The organism is Pseudomonas sp. H2_D02 (assembly GCF_054677635.1).
Genome location: NZ_CP162816.1, coordinates 5058637 through 5078515 on the forward strand (window position 1 = coordinate 5058637; position 19879 = coordinate 5078515).

18 protein-coding genes, 2 tRNA genes and 3 rRNA genes are annotated in these 19879 nt (G+C 56.4%); 10 read left to right on the forward strand and 13 right to left on the reverse strand.

Annotated elements, in window-relative coordinates; translation table 11 throughout:
* Nucleotides 1-87 precede the first annotated feature (87 nt).
* Nucleotides 88-774: an isonitrile hydratase gene (gene inhA, locus AB4N42_RS23020; RefSeq protein WP_030140857.1), complete on the forward strand. Its 687-nt coding sequence runs from the start codon at nucleotides 88-90 to the stop codon at nucleotides 772-774.
* A 65-nt stretch (nucleotides 775-839) separates the two neighbouring features.
* On the opposite strand, the gene AB4N42_RS23025 is transcribed toward inhA, so the two are convergent.
* Nucleotides 840-1577, reverse strand: a complete 738-nt coding sequence (locus AB4N42_RS23025; RefSeq protein WP_198797605.1) for an SDR family oxidoreductase — start codon at nucleotides 1575-1577, stop codon at nucleotides 840-842.
* 199 nt (nucleotides 1578-1776) lie between these two features.
* On the opposite strand from AB4N42_RS23025, the gene AB4N42_RS23030 reads away from it, so the two are divergent.
* Together AB4N42_RS23030 and AB4N42_RS23035 are read left to right on the forward strand one after the other, a co-directional pair.
* Nucleotides 1777-2724, forward strand: coding sequence for an AraC family transcriptional regulator (locus tag AB4N42_RS23030; protein ID WP_460115423.1), 948 nt, complete (start codon nucleotides 1777-1779; stop codon nucleotides 2722-2724).
* A 174-nt stretch (nucleotides 2725-2898) separates the two neighbouring features.
* A complete protein-coding gene (locus AB4N42_RS23035) occupies nucleotides 2899-3108 on the forward strand; it encodes a hypothetical protein (protein WP_431145769.1) in 210 nt (69 codons plus the stop codon).
* Nucleotides 3109-3618: 510 nt separating this feature from the next.
* Here AB4N42_RS23035 and AB4N42_RS23040 read toward each other — a convergent pair.
* Entirely contained in the window at nucleotides 3619-4077 is a 459-nt protein-coding gene (locus AB4N42_RS23040; RefSeq protein ID WP_030140853.1) for an SRPBCC family protein, read from the reverse strand.
* Nucleotides 4078-4198: 121 nt separating this feature from the next.
* On the opposite strand from AB4N42_RS23040, the gene AB4N42_RS23045 reads away from it, so the two are divergent.
* On the forward strand, nucleotides 4199-4600 hold the full coding sequence (locus AB4N42_RS23045; protein WP_030140852.1) for a lysozyme inhibitor LprI family protein: 402 nt from the start codon (nucleotides 4199-4201) through the stop codon (nucleotides 4598-4600).
* 92 nt (nucleotides 4601-4692) lie between these two features.
* Here AB4N42_RS23045 and rrf read toward each other — a convergent pair.
* From rrf to AB4N42_RS23070, 5 genes are all read right to left on the reverse strand, one after another.
* Nucleotides 4693-4808 (reverse strand): 5S ribosomal RNA (gene rrf, locus AB4N42_RS23050).
* A gap of 156 nt (nucleotides 4809-4964) precedes the next feature.
* Nucleotides 4965-7856, reverse strand: a 23S ribosomal RNA gene (locus AB4N42_RS23055).
* A gap of 246 nt (nucleotides 7857-8102) precedes the next feature.
* Nucleotides 8103-8178 (reverse strand) — tRNA-Ala (locus AB4N42_RS23060).
* A gap of 30 nt (nucleotides 8179-8208) precedes the next feature.
* Nucleotides 8209-8285 (reverse strand) — tRNA-Ile (locus AB4N42_RS23065).
* Between the two features lie 81 nt (nucleotides 8286-8366).
* A 16S ribosomal RNA gene (locus AB4N42_RS23070) occupies nucleotides 8367-9903 on the reverse strand.
* The 16S, 23S and 5S rRNA genes sit together here with 2 tRNA genes alongside, the layout of an rRNA operon.
* A gap of 683 nt (nucleotides 9904-10586) precedes the next feature.
* Here AB4N42_RS23070 and rhtA point away from each other — a divergent pair.
* Nucleotides 10587-11474 carry a threonine/homoserine exporter RhtA gene (gene rhtA, locus AB4N42_RS23075; protein WP_030137824.1) on the forward strand — a complete coding sequence of 296 codons (888 nt, stop codon included), beginning with the start codon at nucleotides 10587-10589 and terminating at the stop codon, nucleotides 11472-11474.
* Nucleotides 11475-11642: 168 nt separating this feature from the next.
* The gene (locus AB4N42_RS23080) at nucleotides 11643-11924 is read left to right on the forward strand and encodes a hypothetical protein (RefSeq protein ID WP_181288040.1); all 282 of its coding nucleotides are present in this window, start codon (nucleotides 11643-11645) and stop codon (nucleotides 11922-11924) included.
* 7 nt (nucleotides 11925-11931) lie between these two features.
* On the opposite strand, the gene AB4N42_RS23085 is transcribed toward AB4N42_RS23080, so the two are convergent.
* Entirely contained in the window at nucleotides 11932-12501 is a 570-nt protein-coding gene (locus AB4N42_RS23085) for a TetR/AcrR family transcriptional regulator (protein ID WP_264427873.1), read from the reverse strand.
* 89 nt (nucleotides 12502-12590) lie between these two features.
* Here AB4N42_RS23085 and AB4N42_RS23090 point away from each other — a divergent pair, with 89 nt between their 5' ends.
* Together AB4N42_RS23090 and AB4N42_RS23095 are read left to right on the forward strand one after the other, a co-directional pair.
* Nucleotides 12591-13319, forward strand: coding sequence for an SDR family oxidoreductase (locus AB4N42_RS23090; protein ID WP_460116415.1), 729 nt, complete (start codon nucleotides 12591-12593; stop codon nucleotides 13317-13319).
* A gap of 31 nt (nucleotides 13320-13350) precedes the next feature.
* The gene (locus tag AB4N42_RS23095) at nucleotides 13351-13941 is read left to right on the forward strand and encodes a 2-hydroxychromene-2-carboxylate isomerase (RefSeq protein WP_460115424.1); all 591 of its coding nucleotides are present in this window, start codon (nucleotides 13351-13353) and stop codon (nucleotides 13939-13941) included.
* A 7-nt stretch (nucleotides 13942-13948) separates the two neighbouring features.
* Here AB4N42_RS23095 and AB4N42_RS23100 read toward each other — a convergent pair whose 3' ends face one another.
* From AB4N42_RS23100 to AB4N42_RS23120, 5 genes are all read right to left on the reverse strand, one after another.
* Complete coding sequence (locus AB4N42_RS23100; protein ID WP_460115425.1) at nucleotides 13949-15757, reverse strand: aminopeptidase P family protein; 1809 nt, start codon at nucleotides 15755-15757, stop codon at nucleotides 13949-13951.
* Between the two features lie 48 nt (nucleotides 15758-15805).
* Nucleotides 15806-16972 carry a cysteine desulfurase family protein gene (locus AB4N42_RS23105; RefSeq protein ID WP_460115426.1) on the reverse strand — a complete coding sequence of 389 codons (1167 nt, stop codon included), beginning with the start codon at nucleotides 16970-16972 and terminating at the stop codon, nucleotides 15806-15808.
* Between the two features lie 162 nt (nucleotides 16973-17134).
* Nucleotides 17135-17749, reverse strand: coding sequence for a LysE family translocator (locus AB4N42_RS23110; protein WP_334597185.1), 615 nt, complete (start codon nucleotides 17747-17749; stop codon nucleotides 17135-17137).
* Nucleotides 17750-17847: 98 nt separating this feature from the next.
* Complete coding sequence (locus AB4N42_RS23115; protein ID WP_030137816.1) at nucleotides 17848-18114, reverse strand: hypothetical protein; 267 nt, start codon at nucleotides 18112-18114, stop codon at nucleotides 17848-17850.
* Between the two features lie 68 nt (nucleotides 18115-18182).
* The gene (locus AB4N42_RS23120) at nucleotides 18183-18587 is read right to left on the reverse strand and encodes an antibiotic biosynthesis monooxygenase (RefSeq protein WP_460115427.1); all 405 of its coding nucleotides are present in this window, start codon (nucleotides 18585-18587) and stop codon (nucleotides 18183-18185) included.
* Between the two features lie 92 nt (nucleotides 18588-18679).
* Here AB4N42_RS23120 and soxR point away from each other — a divergent pair, with 92 nt between their 5' ends.
* Together soxR and AB4N42_RS23130 are read left to right on the forward strand one after the other, a co-directional pair.
* Nucleotides 18680-19135 carry a redox-sensitive transcriptional activator SoxR gene (soxR, locus tag AB4N42_RS23125; RefSeq protein WP_030137814.1) on the forward strand — a complete coding sequence of 152 codons (456 nt, stop codon included), beginning with the start codon at nucleotides 18680-18682 and terminating at the stop codon, nucleotides 19133-19135.
* A 101-nt stretch (nucleotides 19136-19236) separates the two neighbouring features.
* Entirely contained in the window at nucleotides 19237-19695 is a 459-nt protein-coding gene (locus tag AB4N42_RS23130; RefSeq protein ID WP_460115428.1) for a VOC family protein, read from the forward strand.
* Nucleotides 19696-19879: the final 184 nt, after the last annotated feature.

Sequence of the window (19879 nt, forward strand, 5' to 3'; positions counted from 1 at the left end):
CGTGGGCTGATTGGCGAATACGCCAGATCCTACGAGCCTACAGTGAAACCGTCCACCCCTCGGGGACCATCCACAGGAGAAAGCGACATGACATTACAGATTGGTTTTCTGTTATTCCCCCAGGTGCAGCAACTGGATCTCACCGGCCCTTATGACGTGCTGGCCTCCCTGCCCGACGTGAAAGTCCACCTGATCTGGAAAGACCTGGCACCCGTTACCGCCAGCACCGGGCTGGTCTTGCTGCCGACCACTACGTTCGAAGATTGCCCGACGCTCGACGTGATCTGCGTCCCCGGCGGCAGCGGCGTCGGTCCGCTGATGGAAGACGAGCAGACCCTGGCTTTCATTAAGCGCCAGGCAGCCCACGCCAAGTACATCACCTCGGTGTGCACCGGTTCGCTGGTACTCGGCGCGGCGGGTTTGTTGCGCGGCAAGCGCGCCACCACCCATTGGGCTTTCCACAGCCTGCTGCAACCGTTGGGCGCGACCCCCATCAAGGACCGCGTGGTACGCGATGGCAATCTGTTCACGGGCGGTGGCATCACGGCGGGCATCGACTTTGCCCTGACCCTGGCGGCAGAACTGTTCGACCGGGACACCGCCGAGCTCGTGCAATTGCAGCTTGAGTACGCCCCCGCCCCGCCGTTTGTCTCAGGGAGTCCGGACACTGCGCCAGCTAAAGTGCTGGAAGAGGCCAACCGGCGCTCGGCGGAGTCGCTCCGGGTGCGTTCGCAGATCACTCAGCGGGCTGCGGCGCGGTTGGAAAAGGCGTAGCGGTAAATTTCAGCCAGGCAAGCGGATGTTCTGCCTGGCTGAAACGGATGTCGAACCGGTACGCCTCAGTACGGGCTGGCCGTTGGCCGTACCACCAGCTCACTGACGTCCACGTCCGCCGGCTGTTCGATGGCGTAGGCAATGGCCCGGGCAATGGCCTCAGCGGGGATGGCGATCCTGCGGAACTCGCGCATCTCGGCGCGTCCGCCTTCGTCGGAAATACTCTCGGCCAGTTCCGATTCGGTGACGCCCGGGGAAATTACCGTTACGCGAACGTCTCCACCCACCTCCTGGCGCAGGCCTTCGGAAATGGCCCGCACGGCAAATTTCGTGGCGCAGTAAACCGCGGCCGTTGGGCTGACCGCGTAGGCACCGATGGAGGCAATATTGATGAACTGGCCGCTGCGTTGGCGCTGCATCAGTGGCAGGCCTGCGGCAATACCATGGAGGACGCCGCGGATGTTGACGTCGATCATCCGGTCCCACTCATCGACTTTGAGGGCCTCGAGCTTGGAGAGGGGCATGACGCCGGCGTTATTGATGATCACATCGAGTCGGCCGAATTTTTCGACGGCGAAATCGATCAGGTTCTGGACGTCATCGCGACGGGTCACGTCCACGGCTTTGCAAGCGGCTCGCTGGCCAGCGGCCTCAATTTCTTGCACGAGCGTCTGCAAACGGTCCACGCGTCGGGCACCCAATACGACGCAAGCCCCCCGGGCCGCCAGCAAGCGTGCTGCCGCCTCACCTATCCCGCTGCTAGCGCCAGTGATGACCACGACTTTGTTCTGAATATCGGACATGATGAATCCCTCGTCTGGATGTGTTGGCTCCTGGGTGGAGCGTTTCGACAGGTCCAGATTAGGGATTCGCTCTGCGCTTCGGTTAGCCGGATTCTCCTGCGCATTTGCACGATCCTGTAACGATAACGCCTCTGGCCGTCGCGGCTGCAATCAGCTTTACTAGCGCGATCCATTGAATTGGCCAGGGAGATTGATCGGCATGTCGGTATCCACGTCCATCACCATCACGCCCGATAACCGCGTAGACCTGCGTCGCGCCGAACTGGCGAGCCTGATGAAGCGCTTCGCCCCGGAATATGGCGCTCACGCCACGGCCATCGAGGCGCTGCACCTTATCCGCAGCGACCAACCCACCGAAGCCCTGCATGTCGTACACAAGCCGGGGCTCTGCGTCATTGTCCAAGGGCGCAAAGAAGTCACGCTGGCGGATGAACGCTATGTCTATGACCCGCTCAATTATTTGGTAGTCTCGGTGACGCTGCCTCTGGCCGGCCAAGTGATCGAGGCCAGTCCCGAGCAACCGTACCTGTGCATTCGCCTGGACATTGATCCGGCCCAGATCTGTAGATTGATCGCTGATGCCAGCCCCATCGGCGTACCGACCGAAAGGGCCAATCGTGGATTGTTCCTGGATCGCATTGATGAACCCTTGCTCGACGCAATGCTGCGCTTGCTGCGGTTGCTCGACAGCCCGGAAGACATCGCCACCCTTGCGCCGTTGGCCCAGCAGGAGATTTTCTACCGACTGTTGCGCGGTACCCAAGGCCGGCGCCTGCATGAAATCGCGATTCCTGACACCCAGACCCACCGCATCAGCCGGGCCATCGAGTGGCTCAACAGCCACTACGCCGAACCGTTGAGCATTGAGAGCCTGGCGCAAATGATCAATCTCAGCCCTTCGGCCCTGCATCATCGCTTCAAGGCCGTGACCGCCATGAGCCCGCTTCAATACCAGAAACAACTGCGCCTGCAGGAAGCCCGACGGTTATTGTTGGCCGAGAACAGCGACGTTTCGTCAATCGGCTACAAGATGGGCTATGAAAGCCCTTCCCAGTTCAGCCGAGAGTACAGCCGTTTATTTGGCGCCTCGCCCAGCAAAGACATCGCTCGTCTGCGAGCCATGGCATTACAGGCCAGCAGCGCCTGATGCGACATGCAAACAGGATCAGGCAAACGCAAGGCAGTTTCCGACTAACGACGTCCCCCTCCTCATTCCTATTCTGAACCCATGCAGCAAGACAACCGTCCAGCTGCAACGGGTTCAGCAGATCTCGATATCTGAACGACCCGGCACTCACCCCATTGATACCGGAGTCATGCTATGAAAACTTTCAATTCGTCGCTCGCCATTGTTGCCTTCGTATTGAGCACCACGGCAGTTGCCCTGCCAAGCCAGCAACAGGACCGCTTCTTTACCCAAGCGCTTGATCAACAGCAGTCCGTAGCAGCAGACGGTACGGAGCGTACCGCCGGTGGCCGCGCACTGGCTGCTGATGGTTCGGATCGAGTACTGGCCCGACGTCTGGCATGAGAGACCTACTTTGCTGCAGACGAAAAAAAACCCGCCTAGGCGGGTTTTTGAGGACCTATTAGACTCCTGTCCGGCACTCCATGCCTGGTCCCATCATCCGTGACCCCGAGCACTCCCTGTACTCAACGGTTGTACATAGATTAGTCCCGTCGCGAACGAGGGCAAAGACGATAAAGCAGCAATGGCGTGTAAGTTTTTCGCCATGTAGCGTTTTCGACAACTTTTCAACAGACGAAAAAAAACCCGCCGAAGCGGGTTTTTCCAAGACCATTACGACTCCCTGTCGATAGCTTTCCTTGCAAGGCCGATCATCCCTGATCCTGAGCACTCCCTGTGCTTCAGTGGATGGGGTCAGAATACGCGTCGGATCCAAAGTGGAATAGAAGAGATAGCAACCAACGCGTGTAAGACATTCGCCATACCCACCCCTCCGTAAACCCTTAGCCTCTTAAGGGGACCGTTGGGATACCACCGTTTCCCACGCCCTGCCGAGGAACGTCAACCTGGAATTCATGCCTTGTTCAAGAACTCTTCAATATTAGCCATTTGCTCATCCCAGCCACGACTGTCCATACGGAAGGCCTTGAGTCGGCGCGCCTCGGGGATATCGTTGAATCCCGACTCCACTACCTTCAGCAGGGTGCCTCCATTCATATCCTCAAGCTCGAATTGCACGCGCGTCTCGGACTCCGAAGAATAATCCATCTCTGGCTGGATGGCATAAGGATGCCAACGAAACGAAAATACCCGCTCGGGCTCGACCCGCTCCACCGCCACATCCCAAGTAAGGTGCTCATAGCCAGGGTAGGTAATCTTTCCTTGGGTCCGCTCCCCCGCAACGAATCGTTTCCCCACCAGATTCACGCCAAACCATTGGCCAAAGACCTCGGCATTGGCCAAGGCTCGCCAGACTTGTGAACGCGGCGCCTTGAGTAAGATCTTTCTTTCTATACGATCGGATAAATGCATGGGGTCACCTCCTGTGTTCAACAGTAGGCTTGTAAGACCACGAGTCCAACCGGAAAGTTGTATCGGACCATCGTTTGGGTACACTCCCGCGCCAGTTTCACCCTTCAAGGAGACATCGATAATGTCCACCCGTTTGCTGCTGCCCCTGATTCCCCTGCTGTTCATCAGCACTGTTCAGGCTGATGCTTGCGCCAATGCCACCACTCAAGGTGATATGAATCAATGCGCAGCCCAGGAGAACAAAGCTGCCGACAAGGAACTGAACAGCTTGTACAAACAAATCACAGCACGCTTGATGGACAATGCCCACGCCAAGCAGTTGCTGGTCAAGGCCCAGCGTGCATGGATCGAATTCCGTGACGCTGAATGCAGCTTTTCCGCGTCCGGAGTCGAAGGCGGTAGCGTCTATCCCATGATTCACGACGAGTGCATTACAAACTTGACGAAGGCACGGGTCGAGGCGCTCAAGACCTACCTAAAGTGCAAGGAGGGAGATTTGAGCTGCCCGGTACCCGAGGCTTGATGGATGGATATTGGAGGGATGACCTGGTCATCCTTTTTTTCTCAAAAACAAAACCCCTACCTGCGTCAGCAGATAGGGGTTTCGGAATTTAATCTTGACGATGACCTACTCTCACATGGGGAAACCCCACACTACCATCGGCGATGCATCGTTTCACTTCTGAGTTCGGGATGGGATCAGGTGGTTCCAATGCTCTATGGTCGTCAAGAAATTCGGGTACTGAGTCGTGGCCTCATGGCCTCGCTTCAGCAAATTGGGTATGTGACAGCTTTCGGTGCTTGGTGAATTTCGAACTTTCGGTTCTTTTCGTCTTCACACACCGCAATCTGGCCTCTTTCGAGTCTGCAGATTGCTTGGGTGTTATATGGTCAAGCCTCACGGGCAATTAGTACAGGTTAGCTCAACGCCTCACAGCGCTTACACACCCTGCCTATCAACGTCGTAGTCTTCGACGGCCCTTCAGGGGACTCAAGGTCCCAGTGAGATCTCATCTTGAGGCAAGTTTCCCGCTTAGATGCTTTCAGCGGTTATCTTTTCCGAACATAGCTACCCGGCAATGCCACTGGCGTGACAACCGGAACACCAGAGGTTCGTCCACTCCGGTCCTCTCGTACTAGGAGCAGCCCCTCTCAAATCTCAAACGTCCACGGCAGATAGGGACCGAACTGTCTCACGACGTTCTAAACCCAGCTCGCGTACCACTTTAAATGGCGAACAGCCATACCCTTGGGACCGGCTTCAGCCCCAGGATGTGATGAGCCGACATCGAGGTGCCAAACACCGCCGTCGATATGAACTCTTGGGCGGTATCAGCCTGTTATCCCCGGAGTACCTTTTATCCGTTGAGCGATGGCCCTTCCATACAGAACCACCGGATCACTAAGACCTACTTTCGTACCTGCTCGACGTGTCTGTCTCGCAGTCAAGCGCGCTTTTGCCTTTATACTCTACGACCGATTTCCGACCGGTCTGAGCGCACCTTCGTACTCCTCCGTTACTCTTTAGGAGGAGACCGCCCCAGTCAAACTACCCACCATACACTGTCCTCGATCCGGATAACGGACCTGAGTTAGAACCTCAAAGTTGCCAGGGTGGTATTTCAAGGATGGCTCCACGCAGACTGGCGTCCACGCTTCAAAGCCTCCCACCTATCCTACACAAGCAAATTCAAAGTCCAGTGCAAAGCTATAGTAAAGGTTCACGGGGTCTTTCCGTCTAGCCGCGGATACACTGCATCTTCACAGCGATTTCAATTTCACTGAGTCTCGGGTGGAGACAGCGCCGCCATCGTTACGCCATTCGTGCAGGTCGGAACTTACCCGACAAGGAATTTCGCTACCTTAGGACCGTTATAGTTACGGCCGCCGTTTACCGGGGCTTCGATCAAGAGCTTCGCGTTAGCTAACCCCATCAATTAACCTTCCGGCACCGGGCAGGCGTCACACCCTATACGTCCACTTTCGTGTTTGCAGAGTGCTGTGTTTTTAATAAACAGTCGCAGCGGCCTGGTATCTTCGACCGGCGTGGGCTTACGCAGCAAGTGCTTCACCCTCACCGGCGCACCTTCTCCCGAAGTTACGGTGCCATTTTGCCTAGTTCCTTCACCCGAGTTCTCTCAAGCGCCTTGGTATTCTCTACCCAACCACCTGTGTCGGTTTGGGGTACGGTTCCTGGTTACCTGAAGCTTAGAAGCTTTTCTTGGAAGCATGGCATCAACCACTTCGTCACCCAAAGGGTAACTCGTCATCAGCTCTCGGCCTTGAAACCCCGGATTTACCTAAGATTTCAGCCTACCACCTTAAACTTGGACAACCAACGCCAAGCTGGCCTAGCCTTCTCCGTCCCTCCATCGCAATAACCAGAAGTACAGGAATATTAACCTGTTTTCCATCGACTACGCTTTTCAGCCTCGCCTTAGGGACCGACTAACCCTGCGTCGATTAACGTTGCGCAGGAAACCTTGGTCTTTCGGCGTGGGTGTTTTTCACACCCATTGTCGTTACTCATGTCAGCATTCGCACTTCTGATACCTCCAGCAAGCTTCTCAACTCACCTTCACAGGCTTACAGAACGCTCCTCTACCGCATCACTTGCGTGATACCCGTAGCTTCGGTGTATGGTTTGAGCCCCGTTACATCTTCCGCGCAGGCCGACTCGACTAGTGAGCTATTACGCTTTCTTTAAAGGGTGGCTGCTTCTAAGCCAACCTCCTAGCTGTCTAAGCCTTCCCACATCGTTTCCCACTTAACCATAACTTTGGGACCTTAGCTGACGGTCTGGGTTGTTTCCCTTTTCACGACGGACGTTAGCACCCGCCGTGTGTCTCCCATGCTCGGCACTTGTAGGTATTCGGAGTTTGCATCGGTTTGGTAAGTCGGGATGACCCCCTAGCCGAAACAGTGCTCTACCCCCTACAGTGATACATGAGGCGCTACCTAAATAGCTTTCGAGGAGAACCAGCTATCTCCGAGCTTGATTAGCCTTTCACTCCGATCCACAGGTCATCCGCTAACTTTTCAACGGTAGTCGGTTCGGTCCTCCAGTCAGTGTTACCTAACCTTCAACCTGCCCATGGATAGATCGCCCGGTTTCGGGTCTATTCCCAGCGACTAGACGCCCTATTAAGACTCGCTTTCGCTACGCCTCCCCTATTCGGTTAAGCTCGCCACTGAAAATAAGTCGCTGACCCATTATACAAAAGGTACGCAGTCACCCAACAAAGTGGGCTCCCACTGCTTGTACGCATACGGTTTCAGGATCTATTTCACTCCCCTCTCCGGGGTTCTTTTCGCCTTTCCCTCACGGTACTAGTTCACTATCGGTCAGTCAGTAGTATTTAGCCTTGGAGGATGGTCCCCCCATATTCAGACAAAGTTTCTCGTGCTCCGTCCTACTCGATTTCACTTCTAAGATCCTTTCGCGTACAGGGCTATCACCCACTATGGCCGCACTTTCCAGAGCGTTCCGCTAAAATCAAAGAAGCTTAAGGGCTAGTCCCCGTTCGCTCGCCACTACTAAGGGAATCTCGGTTGATTTCTTTTCCTCAGGGTACTTAGATGTTTCAGTTCCCCTGGTTCGCTTCTTGCACCTATGTATTCAGTACAAGATAACCATCTTATGATGGCTGGGTTCCCCCATTCAGACATCTCCGGATCAAAGTCTGTTTGCCGACTCCCCGAAGCTTTTCGCAGGCTACCACGTCTTTCATCGCCTCTGACTGCCAAGGCATCCACCGTATGCGCTTCTTCACTTGACCATATAACCCCAAGCAATCTGGTTATACTGTGAAGACGACATTCGCCGAAAATTCGAATTTCTCAATTAAGAGAACTCACAAATTTTACCTTAGCCTGATCCGTTACCAGTGAAAGTAACGTTCAGTCTATCTTTCTATCACATACCCAAATTTTTAAAGAACGAACTAGTCAAAGACTAGAAATCAACATTCACCATCGAACCGATGGAATGCTCATTTCTAAGCTTTATACAATCGAAGCAGTAGTGGTGGAGCCAAGCGGGATCGAACCGCTGACCTCCTGCGTGCAAGGCAGGCGCTCTCCCAGCTGAGCTATGGCCCCGTATTTCTACAGGCGTTTCCCACACAAAATTGGTGGGTCTGGGCAGATTCGAACTGCCGACCTCACCCTTATCAGGGGTGCGCTCTAACCAACTGAGCTACAGACCCAATTCCGGGCTGCTTCTTTCGTCTTCTTCAATGAATCAAGCAATTCGTGTGGGAGCTCATGAAGCAGCTGCGGTCGTCGATTAAGGAGGTGATCCAGCCGCAGGTTCCCCTACGGCTACCTTGTTACGACTTCACCCCAGTCATGAATCACACCGTGGTAACCGTCCCCCCGAAGGTTAGACTAGCTACTTCTGGTGCAACCCACTCCCATGGTGTGACGGGCGGTGTGTACAAGGCCCGGGAACGTATTCACCGCGACATTCTGATTCGCGATTACTAGCGATTCCGACTTCACGCAGTCGAGTTGCAGACTGCGATCCGGACTACGATCGGTTTTGTGGGATTAGCTCCACCTCGCGGCTTGGCAACCCTCTGTACCGACCATTGTAGCACGTGTGTAGCCCAGGCCGTAAGGGCCATGATGACTTGACGTCATCCCCACCTTCCTCCGGTTTGTCACCGGCAGTCTCCTTAGAGTGCCCACCATAACGTGCTGGTAACTAAGGACAAGGGTTGCGCTCGTTACGGGACTTAACCCAACATCTCACGACACGAGCTGACGACAGCCATGCAGCACCTGTCTCAATGTTCCCGAAGGCACCAATCCATCTCTGGAAAGTTCATTGGATGTCAAGGCCTGGTAAGGTTCTTCGCGTTGCTTCGAATTAAACCACATGCTCCACCGCTTGTGCGGGCCCCCGTCAATTCATTTGAGTTTTAACCTTGCGGCCGTACTCCCCAGGCGGTCAACTTAATGCGTTAGCTGCGCCACTAAGAGCTCAAGGCTCCCAACGGCTAGTTGACATCGTTTACGGCGTGGACTACCAGGGTATCTAATCCTGTTTGCTCCCCACGCTTTCGCACCTCAGTGTCAGTATCAGTCCAGGTGGTCGCCTTCGCCACTGGTGTTCCTTCCTATATCTACGCATTTCACCGCTACACAGGAAATTCCACCACCCTCTACCATACTCTAGCTCGACAGTTTTGAATGCAGTTCCCAGGTTGAGCCCGGGGATTTCACATCCAACTTAACGAACCACCTACGCGCGCTTTACGCCCAGTAATTCCGATTAACGCTTGCACCCTCTGTATTACCGCGGCTGCTGGCACAGAGTTAGCCGGTGCTTATTCTGTCGGTAACGTCAAAACACTAACGTATTAGGTTAATGCCCTTCCTCCCAACTTAAAGTGCTTTACAATCCGAAGACCTTCTTCACACACGCGGCATGGCTGGATCAGGCTTTCGCCCATTGTCCAATATTCCCCACTGCTGCCTCCCGTAGGAGTCTGGACCGTGTCTCAGTTCCAGTGTGACTGATCATCCTCTCAGACCAGTTACGGATCGTCGCCTTGGTGAGCCATTACCTCACCAACTAGCTAATCCGACCTAGGCTCATCTGATAGCGCAAGGCCCGAAGGTCCCCTGCTTTCTCCCGTAGGACGTATGCGGTATTAGCGTCCGTTTCCGAGCGTTATCCCCCACTACCAGGCAGATTCCTAGGCATTACTCACCCGTCCGCCGCTCTCAAGAGGTGCAAGCACCTCTCTACCGCTCGACTTGCATGTGTTAGGCCTGCCGCCAGCGTTCAATCTGAGCCATGATCAAACTCTTCAGTTCAAACATCTTTGGGTTTTGAGAAAACCCTAAACTTGGCTCAGCAATCGTTGGTTACATCTTTGATTTCTCGCGGAGTAACTTGTGATGCTGATAATCTGTTGACTAGCAGTCTGACTCCACAAGCACCCACACGAATTGCTTGATTCAGTTGTTAAAGAGCGGTGGGTTGAGCCTTTCGTCTCAACCGAGGCGCGCATTCTACAGCGCCCCGTGTATCTGTCAAGCGGTTATTTTAAGAAGTTTTCAAAGTTTCGCTTGGAAATCCTTAACAACTTCAACCACTTGCGCTTTCGATCTCTCGTTAGCGGGAGGCGAATTTTACAGCGTTGTTCGCTGCTGTCAACACCTCTTTTTCACCGCTTTCGACCGAGAGGATCGAATCGCCAATAGAGCCAAACAACACCGCTCTATCAACTCCTTCAACGCTTCGATGAACTGAAGCGCCCGACCTATCGAAACCTACTTAACTCATTGAAACTCAAGAAGTTTTCCGTTTCGACTGCGCCGGAAGTGGGGCGAATTATAGACACCTGGAATCTGCCGTCAACCGTTATTTCCTCTTTCTCCATTTTTCTGGCCGAAACGGTGCAAGCCCGTCTTATATATAGACTGCGTCGCGTGAAATGCGCACTATATTGCTCAAAAACCACTTCTCCAGCCTTCGCAATGGATGAAACCTTGTAATGACCCCACCAAATCGCAGCCTGGCATCCTCTTTATACCCGGTTGCCCTACTACTGATCGCCATGGCATCGATCCAGTCCGGCGCGTCACTCGCCAAGAGCATGTTCCCGGTAGTGGGTGCACAAGGCACCACGACGCTACGCCTCATTTTCGCCAGCATCATCATGCTGTTGTTGCTACGTCCATGGAGAGCCAAACTCACCGCCCAATCCTTGCGCACCGTAGTGATCTACGGAATGGCTCTGGGTGGAATGAATTTCCTCTTCTATATGTCACTGCGCACCGTTCCGCTGGGCATTGCCGTGGCACTGGAATTCACCGGCCCCCTGGCGGTCGCTATCTACGCGTCACGCCGGGCGATTGATTTTCTCTGGATTGCCCTGGCGGTGATTGGCTTGTTGCTGCTCATACCCTCCGGGGCCACCAGCACCGGCATCGACCTGATCGGTGCTGCCTATGCCCTGGGCGCCGGAGTTTGTTGGGCGCTGTACATCCTGTTTGGCCAGAAAGCTGGAGCGGACAATGGCGTGCAGACCGCAGCTTTGGGGGTCATGATCGCAGCACTGTTTGTAGCCCCTATTGGCATCGTTCACGCTGGGGCCACACTGCTGACACCAAGCCTGATTCCAATCGCCGTTGGTGTCGCCATCCTGTCCACTGCCCTGCCTTATACCTTGGAAATGATTGCCCTCACCCGCATTCCAGCCCGTACGTTCGGGACGCTGATGAGCGTAGAGCCCGCGATCGGTGCGTTGTCAGGACTGATATTCCTTCATGAATACCTTTCACTGTCCCAATGGGCTGCCATTACCTGCATTATTCTCGCTTCGATCGGCGCGACGTTGACCATGGGGGAGACCGCGAAGCCGGCCATCGCAGCAGATTGAGCAGCTTTTTACGTAGCTCTGGTATTTGCCGCGTATTTAGGCCATGTTTAGAGCCGTAACCTAATGGTCGGCATGGAATTTTTTCATACAAGGACGTCATGTACGCTTAAGACCAAAGCGAAAGCAGCCGTACGCAGGCAAAAGATCCGCGACGGCATAAGGACGGGAATGAAACGAATTCTGATACTGATCGCGGTACTTGCAATTGCAGGCTGCGCAGCGACATCGAAAACCGAAATCAAGCGTGGTAAAAAAGGCCTGCACATCAATTGTTCTGGCCTGACGTCATCCTGGGACCAGTGCGCCGCCACCGCCGCGAACTCATGCGCCCCAAAAAACTACAAGGTCATTGCCAAATCGGGTGATGCAGTCGAGGAGCCGGGAGATTACCCTTTCGGACTCAACCCAGCCGGCTACACCAGTCGCAGCATGATCGTGATCTGCAAATAGCGGCAGGTCAGTCAGATTGCCGCTCAGCCAGCCGACGGCTGATTTCCTCATGACTGGATTTGAGAACATCACGCTGGACTTCCGGCGTGACGAGCATGCGTGCGACGACAAGCGCCCCAACGCATTGCGACAGGATCGCCCAGGCCAAGCTATCGCTGCCCAACACTTTTGCCCAGCCGTCATGCAAACGACATATCCACGTTTGCGCTGCCTCGCGTACCTGCACATCCGAACGCGCAATCTCAGCGCCCAATACCGGCAAGGCACACCCCGCCTCCGGATGCTCGACATGGCTCATGCTCAGGTATTGCTTGAGACAGCGTTCCAGCTTCGCTGAGTCCATGACCCCATTACCACTCAAGCGATCCAGGCTATGAGCCAGCTCGCGCTCGACGATAGCCTGGAAAAGCTCGTCCTTGGACGAAAAGTGACTATAAAACGCCCCGCCGCTCAACCCGATCGCCTTCATCAGGCCATCAACCCCTACCGTCGAAAAACCTGACGTCTTGGCCGATACGGCACTACTGGCGAGCAGTTTCTCGCGGGTTTCCATCTTGTGATTGGCCGAATAGCGCATTGTCTTGCCTCTTGATCATCACCTTGACGCTGGCCGGATCTTAGCATAACGTCCGTTTAGTTAACGATCGTTTAGCAATGGAGCTAGCCATGAATAATAAGAAGGTCGTACTGGTTGTAGGTGCTGGTGACGCCACGGGTGGCGCGATCGCCAGGCGTTTCGCCCGGGAAGGTTTCGTGGCTTGCGTTACGCGTCGAAGTGCCGACAAGCTTGAGCCATTGGTCGACGATATAAGGGCCCAAGGCAGGGAAGCTCACGGTTTTGCCTGCGACGCGCGGAGGGAAGAAGATGTAATCGCGCTGATTGAGCAGATCGAGAATCAGATCGGTCCGATCGAAGCCTTTGTCTTTAACATTGGCGCGAATGTTCCCTGTAGCATCCTTGAGGAAACCGCACGCAAATATTTCAAGATCTGGGAAATGGCCTGCTTCTCAGGTTTTCTCAATGCCCGGGAAGTGGCCAAGCGGATGGCCACGCGTCGCCGCGGGACGATCCTGTTTACCGGGGCTACGGCGGGGTTGCGCGGAGCATCCGGATTCGCAGCATTTGCGGGGGCCAAACATGGCATTCGCGCGTTGGCCCAGAGCATGGCGCGCGAATTGGGCCCCATGAATATTCATGTCGCCCACGTGGTGGTGGATGGCGCCATCGACACAGACTTCATCCGCGACAACTTCCCGGAAAAATACGCAACCAAGGATGAGGATGGCATCCTCGACCCCGAACACATTGCCGAAAATTATTGGTACCTGCACGCCCAGCCCCGTGACGCCTGGACATTCGAGCTGGACATGCGTCCCTGGAGCGAACGCTGGTAAGCCGCCTCCTACCAATAAGAGAGCAATGCTCATGAACAAATCAGTGGAATTTTTCTTCGATCTCGGCAGCCCGACTACCTATCTGGCCTATACCCAGTTGCCCACGCTTTGCGCACAAGCCGGCAGTGCGCTGCTTTACCGTCCCATGTTGCTCGGTGGCGTCTTCAAGGCAACGGGTAATGCATCCCCTGTTACCGTGCCAGCCAAGGGCCCCTATCTATTTCAGGACTTGAATCGTTTCGCCAAGCGCTACGGTGTCGAGTTCAAGCTCAACCCTTACTTCCCAATCAATACACTGCTGCTGATGCGTGCCGTGACCGGCATGCAATTACATCAACCTGACCGTTTCCAGTCTTTTATTGATTGCCTGTTCCAAGCGCTGTGGGTAAACGCGCGCAACCTCAACGATCCGGCAACCGTCGCGGCGGTCCTGAGCGAAGGTGGTTTCGACCCTGAATATGTACTCGCCCTGACGACCGATCAGTTGGTCAAGGAGCAGCTCAAAAGCACGACCGAAGAAGCTATTCGCCGGGGCGTGTTCGGCGCTCCGAGCATGTTTGTCGGCAATGAGCTGTTCTTCGGGCAGGATCGACTGGACTTCGTCCGTGAAGCCCTCGCCTGATCCTTTGTCAGATGGCCGCCGTTCGCGTGTTCAGCCATTGCAACGCGTCGCCTTCCAGCAACGGGCTCAATCGACGCCGAACCTCGGCGTGGTAAGCGTTGAACCAGTCTTTTTCATCCTGGGTCAGTAGAGACGGCTCCAGGCAGCGGGTGTCGATCGGGCACAGCGTGAGCGTTTCGAATTCCAGGAACGCGCCAAACTCGCTGCTGCCCGCCTCGCGATTGATGACGAGGTTCTCGATGCGCACGCCCCAGCGACCTGGACGATAGGTGCCCGGCTCAATCGACGTGATCATCCCTGGCTGCATCGCGGTTTGTGGCGCAGCGGCGGCCTGATAGGCAATGACCTGCGGTCCTTCATGGACATTGAGGAAATAACCGACCCCATGACCCGTGCCATGGCCATAATCCACCTGCTCGGCCCAGATCGGCGCGCGGGCGATAGCATCCAGCAAAGGCGACAGAATGCCTTGGGGGAATCTGGCCCGGGACAAGGCAATCACGCCCTTGAGCACTCGGGTGCAATCACGCTTCTGCTCTGACGTCGGCGTTCCGACCGGCACCATGCGGGTGATGTCCGTGGTTCCACCGAGATACTGCCCGCCCGAATCGATCAGCAGCAAGCCATCGCCTTCGATAACGGCGTGCGCCTCTTCCGTGGCGTGGTAATGAGGCATCGCGCCATTGGCATTGAATGCAGCGATGGTATTGAAGCTCAAGGAAACAAAATCCGGCCGACGCTTTCGGGCTGCGGTGAGGTGCTCATCGATGGTCAGCTCGGTGATACGTTCGCGCCCCCAGGCACTTTCCAGCCAGGCAAAAAACTCACAGAGCGCCGCCCCGTCCTGCTCCATGGCCTTACGGATATGTTCGGCATCCGCCAAGCTCTTCCGCGATTTTGCCAACGTCGTGGGATTGAGTCCCTCGATCAACTTCACACCGCTGCCAAGATTATCCAGCAAGCCGACCGTGACCCGCGCCGGATCGATCTGCAGGCTCATGCCATTGGGCACTTCACGCAGCGCGGCGCCAGCCTCGCTGTAGTCGCGTAGCGTCACACCATCCCGTTCAAGAACCGCGCGCAGCGGTGCGTCAACTTTGTCCAGAGCCACGAAGAGCGTTGCTTGTTGCCGGCTGATCAAGGCAAAGGAAACGAACACAGGATTGAAGGACACATCCGCGCCACGCAAGTTGAACAGCCAGGCAATGTCATCAAGGGTGGCGATGAAATGCCAATCGGCGCCACGTTCCTTGAGGGATTCGCGCAGCTTCGCGAGCTTCTCGACACGGCTGATCGTCGCTTGCGGTGGCAGGTGGGCGTAGACGGGTTGATCAGGCAGGCTTGGGCGATCACTCCAAACCTTCTGTAGCAGGTCGATGTCGGTACGCAGCCGCGCACCGCGAGACTCAAGCTTGCCGCTCAGCGTTCGCGCCGATGCGACGGCCATCACCGCACCGTCAACCGCAACCACGCTTCCCTCGGGCGTCTGTTCGCCGAGCCAATCCAGCGGGCCGGGCTGACCCGGAACAAGCTTGACCAGCTCGATACCACTGCCCTCCAATTCCTTGGTGGCCTGCTCCCAATAACGGCTGTCAGCCCAAACCCCGGCAAAATCCGCAGTGACGATCAAGGTCCCAACCGAGCCATGGAAACCGGACAACCACTGGCGCCCTTGCCAGTAGCCCGGCAGGTACTCCGAGAGATGCGGGTCGGCCGAAGGCACCAGCAATGCGTGGATGCCCTCGTCACTCATCAACTGGCGGATTCGAGCCAGGCGCTGCGGAACCTGTCCTGGGGTCAAAGGCTGGGTACTCATCATCACTCCTGCTAATCAATATTGTTGTTCGATGCCGATAGGTTCGGCTCAGGTGGGTGTCGCCCAGAATGCTGGCGCAGCGGCACAGGCCGCCTTGATCAACCGCACCGCCTCGTCGATGTCTTGTTCATGGGTGAAACGTCCCAGGCTCAAGCGAATGGTGCGGCTCGCCGCCCGTTCGTCGTGCCCGAGGGCCAACAGTACGTGGGAGGGTGCGTTATTCGCGGAGTTGCAGGCCGATGTGGCGGAAAAAGCAATCGAAGCGCCCAGCGCGGCCGGATTGAACTCGCCTTCGTTGAAGGTAAGGCTCAGCGTATGCGCGATGCGCTGGGTGGCACTGCCATTGATACACACGCCAGGTAATGCCAACAACGGCTCAAGCAAACGATTGCGCAACCGGGCGATATGGGCGAGTTCCTCGTCAAACGACTGCGCCGCCAGCTCGAACGCCGCGCCCATGGCTGCAATCTGATGGGTCGCCAGGGTACCGGAACGCAACCCACCTTCATGGCCTCCGCCGTGGATCTGCGCCGACAGGCGCGGCCGCGCGCGGTCACCGACGTAAAGTGCACCGATGCCCTTGGGGCCATAGATTTTGTGCGCGGAAAAAGACATCAGGTCCACCGGCCACCGGGTCAGGTCGATCCTCACTTTCCCGGCACCCTGGGCCGCGTCCATATGGAAGAGCGCGCCATGCTCGCGAACGATCTCACCGATGGCAACGGCGTCGTTGACGGTGCCCAACTCGTTGTTCACCAGCATCAGCGACACCAGGAACGTATCTTCGCGCAGCGCCTCGCGAACAGCTTGCGGGCTGATCAGGCCATCGGCATCCGGCGCCAGCCAGGTCACCGCGACACCGCCCTCCTCCAATTGCTTGACGGTATCGAGAACCGCCTTGTGCTCGATCAGGCTGGTCACCAGGTGCCCCTTGCGCACGCCGAGCGCCTGGGCCACGCCCTTGATTGCCAGGTTGTTGGATTCGGTAGCCCCGGACGTCCAGACAATCTGTCCGGCTTGGGCTCCAACGAGTTGGGCCACCTGCCGGCGCGCCTGCTCCACGGCGCGTCGAGCCTCCTGGCCGAAGGCATGGGAGCTGGAGGCCGGGTTGCCAAAGTTACCGTCGAAACCCAGGCATTGGACCATGACCTGGATGACCCGCTCATCCACCGGCGTGGTGGCGGCATAATCAAAATATAAAGGACGCTTATTCATAAGAAAACTCGCAGAGCCTGTTCCGGGACCAGGGTGCCCTCGTTGGGTTCGAGACAAGCTTTACCTGATCAAGACCTTAAAGAAGTCGGACTCCATTTAAAAGTGCGTAGGAACGCTCCTGGAAACAGCGAGCTTAGCAGGCATCGCGTCGAAGCTCAGCCCTCAACTCATGCTTTCCAGCAACAACGGATACAGGGATGCCACCAACAGCAGTGCCATACCCCAATTGAACAGGCGCAGCCATCGACGATCGCGCAGCAGGTTGCGCAACAGGCTGCCGCAGACCACCCACAGGCTGACGCTTGGCAGATTGATCAGGGCGAACACTGCCGCGATCACCACCACATTGAAAAAGTAGCCTTGCAGGGGGGTATAGGTGCTGATGGCGCCGATGGCCATGATCCAGGCCTTTGGGTTGACCCATTGGAAGGCTGCCGCGCCCCAATAGCTGATCGGCTTGTTGTTGCCCGCTGCGCTGTCCGAGACAGGACCGGAATGCGCGATTTTCCATGCCAGGTACATCAGGTATGCCGCGCCAACGTAGCGCAACAAGGTGTAGAGCAAAGGATAGGTCTGGAACACCGCACCCAGCCCGAGGCCCACCGCCAGCACCAGGGAAAAGAATCCGCAGGTGATACCCAGCATATGCGGGATGGTACGGTTGAAACCAAAATTGACACCCGAGGCCAGCAACATCGTGTTGTTGGGGCCAGGTGTAATCGAGGTCACCAGGGCAAACAGGGCGAAGCCCAGCAGCAGGTCAAGCGAGAGGGTCATGGCAGGTCAATCCGTCGAGGCAGTCAGGTGATGACCCTACCCCACGTCCCGGCACACGCCCATGGACAGTTAGGCAAAACTTCGAGCGGTACAGTCCTTCAGCTTGGCCGGCCAGGCAATTGGACGGTCTGTTCGGCGTTCATTTCGCCGCGCTCATCGAAGCCGACGTTCTTCTGTGATGGGCCGAGCAGTTCGGCTTTCTTCGCGTGATATTCCTCGAACGAAAGACCCCGGCGATTCAAGGCTTCGAGGGCCAGCTCGCGGGTTTCTTCCGCCGTGTACGGACGCAGCTCCGGAGACGACGAGGCGCAACCGCTCAATACGGTGGCAGTCAACAGCAGCAAGACGGCAAGGATACGGTTCATGGCGGGTGTCCGATGTTCTGAAGTTGGGCGATGAACAAAGGCTACCCGCCGACGTGAAACGGCAGAAATCAACGCTTTTGATAGTGGGTATCGCCCTCTCGGATCCCCCGTTGCGCTGGGTTGACCCACGGGCAATGCAGCGCACCGTCCAGGCTGCGCTCGATGTTGCGCAGTACCTGAAAAGAGCCGAACGTCACCGCTTTGGCCCGATGCTTCTGGATCAGCCGCCAGAAATTTTCCTCGCCATTTTCAACGCTTCGAAACGCCGCTTCCCCTGCTTCGCGGGTTTGCCATTGCAAGCAGTTGAGGACCCGTCGCCCGTCCTCGCTGGCCTGGACACTGGCGCTGAGAAAGCCCGGGAAATCCCGCGCCAGGCGCTCGGTCTGTTCTGTCAGGGCGTTCACCAGCGCCTGCTGCCTTTGAGGCTCGATGTCGAATTCAATCAAATGCGTGAAGCTGATTGGCGGTTGCATGAAAGGTCCCCCGTTGAGGTAAGGCGAATCTTGCGATCCGAAGGCCAGCAGGGTAAAACCTCTAGTTAAGTCAAGGTCAAGCGGTGATTGGAATGACGACGCCCATCAACTTTCACAAGGAGCTCACCGTCGGCCAAGTCGCCGCTCGCAGTGGCGTGGCGGTCACGGCGCTGCACTTCTATGAAACCAAGGGGCTGATCAAAAGCACTCGCAACCAGGGCAATCAACGTCGCTACCCCCGAGAAGTCCTGCGGCGCGTGGCGCTGATCAAAGTCGCCCAGCGCCTGGGCATCCCCTTGGCGGAAATTGGCGAAGCGCTGAAAAATCTGCCGCAGAATCGCGCCCCGACAGCGGCCGACTGGAAGACCTTATCTGCGCAATGGAGCCGGAATCTGGATGAGCGCATCGATCAACTGATCGCCCTGCGCGACCGGCTCACCGGCTGTATCGGCTGCGGTTGCCTGTCGATGGAACATTGCCCCCTGCGCAATCAGGGCGACGTGCTTGGCAAGCGAGGACCGGGGGCGCATTTGTTGGACGAGCCGTGAGACGTTCGTCGGGGCGTGAGCCCTCCCATGGGCGGCGTTCTATAGTGGGTGAGCGAAAATCGACGAAAGTCGTCCTCCCATAACAACAAGGAGAAACGGTCATGGGCGTCAAAGCCATTCCTGATGGTTATCACAGCATTACGCCTTATCTGGGCATCCAGAAAGCCACCGAAGCCATCGATTTCTACAAGAAAGCCTTCAACGCAACCGAGGTCATGCGCCTGAGCATGCCCGACGGCGGCATCGGCCATGCCGAACTGCGGATCGGCGATTGCCCGATCATGCTTGGCACGCCTTGCGACCAAGGCCCGCTGAGCAATCCGGATCAATCGCCGTCGGTAGGCCTGCATTTATATGTCAACGACGTGGACAGCGCATTCGCCCAGGCGATCGAGGCCGGAGGCACGGTGATTTCCGAGGTCAAGGATCAGTTCTATGGTGATCGCTCGGGCACCCTGAAAGATCCTTACGGGCATTTGTGGTTCCTGGCTACGCGCAAGGAGGACCTGACTCAGGAACAGATCGAGCAGCGTGCCAGGGAAATGTTCCAACAAGGCTGACGCGGTTAGAAGACAGCGTTAACCCTGGCGAGGGGGCTTGCTCCCTCGCCGCAAAAAATAAAGTCGCCCCCATCGCAAACGCGAAACATTTTCTTTCATCTTCTCCTTCAGGATTTCACTTGCTCGTTCGTCTTAATTAGATGCAGCAGGCCGCGTCGGCAAAGCCACGGCCTGCTTTTCAGGG

Excerpts from the sequence above, each read along its gene's own strand:
- inhA (WP_030140857.1), top strand. The coding sequence starts at position 88 with ATGACATTACAGATTGGTTTTCTGTTATTCCCCCAGGTGCAGCAACTG.
- AB4N42_RS23025 (WP_198797605.1), bottom strand. The coding sequence starts at position 1,577 with ATGTCCGATATTCAGAACAAAGTCGTGGTCATCACTGGCGCTAGCAGC.
- AB4N42_RS23030 (WP_460115423.1), top strand. The coding sequence starts at position 1,777 with ATGTCGGTATCCACGTCCATCACCATCACGCCCGATAACCGCGTAGAC.
- AB4N42_RS23035 (WP_431145769.1), top strand. The coding sequence starts at position 2,899 with ATGAAAACTTTCAATTCGTCGCTCGCCATTGTTGCCTTCGTATTGAGC.
- AB4N42_RS23040 (WP_030140853.1), bottom strand. The coding sequence starts at position 4,077 with ATGCATTTATCCGATCGTATAGAAAGAAAGATCTTACTCAAGGCGCCG.
- AB4N42_RS23045 (WP_030140852.1), top strand. The coding sequence starts at position 4,199 with ATGTCCACCCGTTTGCTGCTGCCCCTGATTCCCCTGCTGTTCATCAGC.
- rhtA (WP_030137824.1), top strand. The coding sequence starts at position 10,587 with ATGACCCCACCAAATCGCAGCCTGGCATCCTCTTTATACCCGGTTGCC.
- AB4N42_RS23080 (WP_181288040.1), top strand. The coding sequence starts at position 11,643 with ATGAAACGAATTCTGATACTGATCGCGGTACTTGCAATTGCAGGCTGC.
- AB4N42_RS23085 (WP_264427873.1), bottom strand. The coding sequence starts at position 12,501 with ATGCGCTATTCGGCCAATCACAAGATGGAAACCCGCGAGAAACTGCTC.
- AB4N42_RS23090 (WP_460116415.1), top strand. The coding sequence starts at position 12,591 with ATGAATAATAAGAAGGTCGTACTGGTTGTAGGTGCTGGTGACGCCACG.
- AB4N42_RS23095 (WP_460115424.1), top strand. The coding sequence starts at position 13,351 with ATGAACAAATCAGTGGAATTTTTCTTCGATCTCGGCAGCCCGACTACC.
- AB4N42_RS23100 (WP_460115425.1), bottom strand. The coding sequence starts at position 15,757 with ATGAGTACCCAGCCTTTGACCCCAGGACAGGTTCCGCAGCGCCTGGCT.
- AB4N42_RS23105 (WP_460115426.1), bottom strand. The coding sequence starts at position 16,972 with ATGAATAAGCGTCCTTTATATTTTGATTATGCCGCCACCACGCCGGTG.
- AB4N42_RS23110 (WP_334597185.1), bottom strand. The coding sequence starts at position 17,749 with ATGACCCTCTCGCTTGACCTGCTGCTGGGCTTCGCCCTGTTTGCCCTG.
- AB4N42_RS23115 (WP_030137816.1), bottom strand. The coding sequence starts at position 18,114 with ATGAACCGTATCCTTGCCGTCTTGCTGCTGTTGACTGCCACCGTATTG.
- AB4N42_RS23120 (WP_460115427.1), bottom strand. The coding sequence starts at position 18,587 with ATGCAACCGCCAATCAGCTTCACGCATTTGATTGAATTCGACATCGAG.
- soxR (WP_030137814.1), top strand. The coding sequence starts at position 18,680 with ATGACGACGCCCATCAACTTTCACAAGGAGCTCACCGTCGGCCAAGTC.
- AB4N42_RS23130 (WP_460115428.1), top strand. The coding sequence starts at position 19,237 with ATGGGCGTCAAAGCCATTCCTGATGGTTATCACAGCATTACGCCTTAT.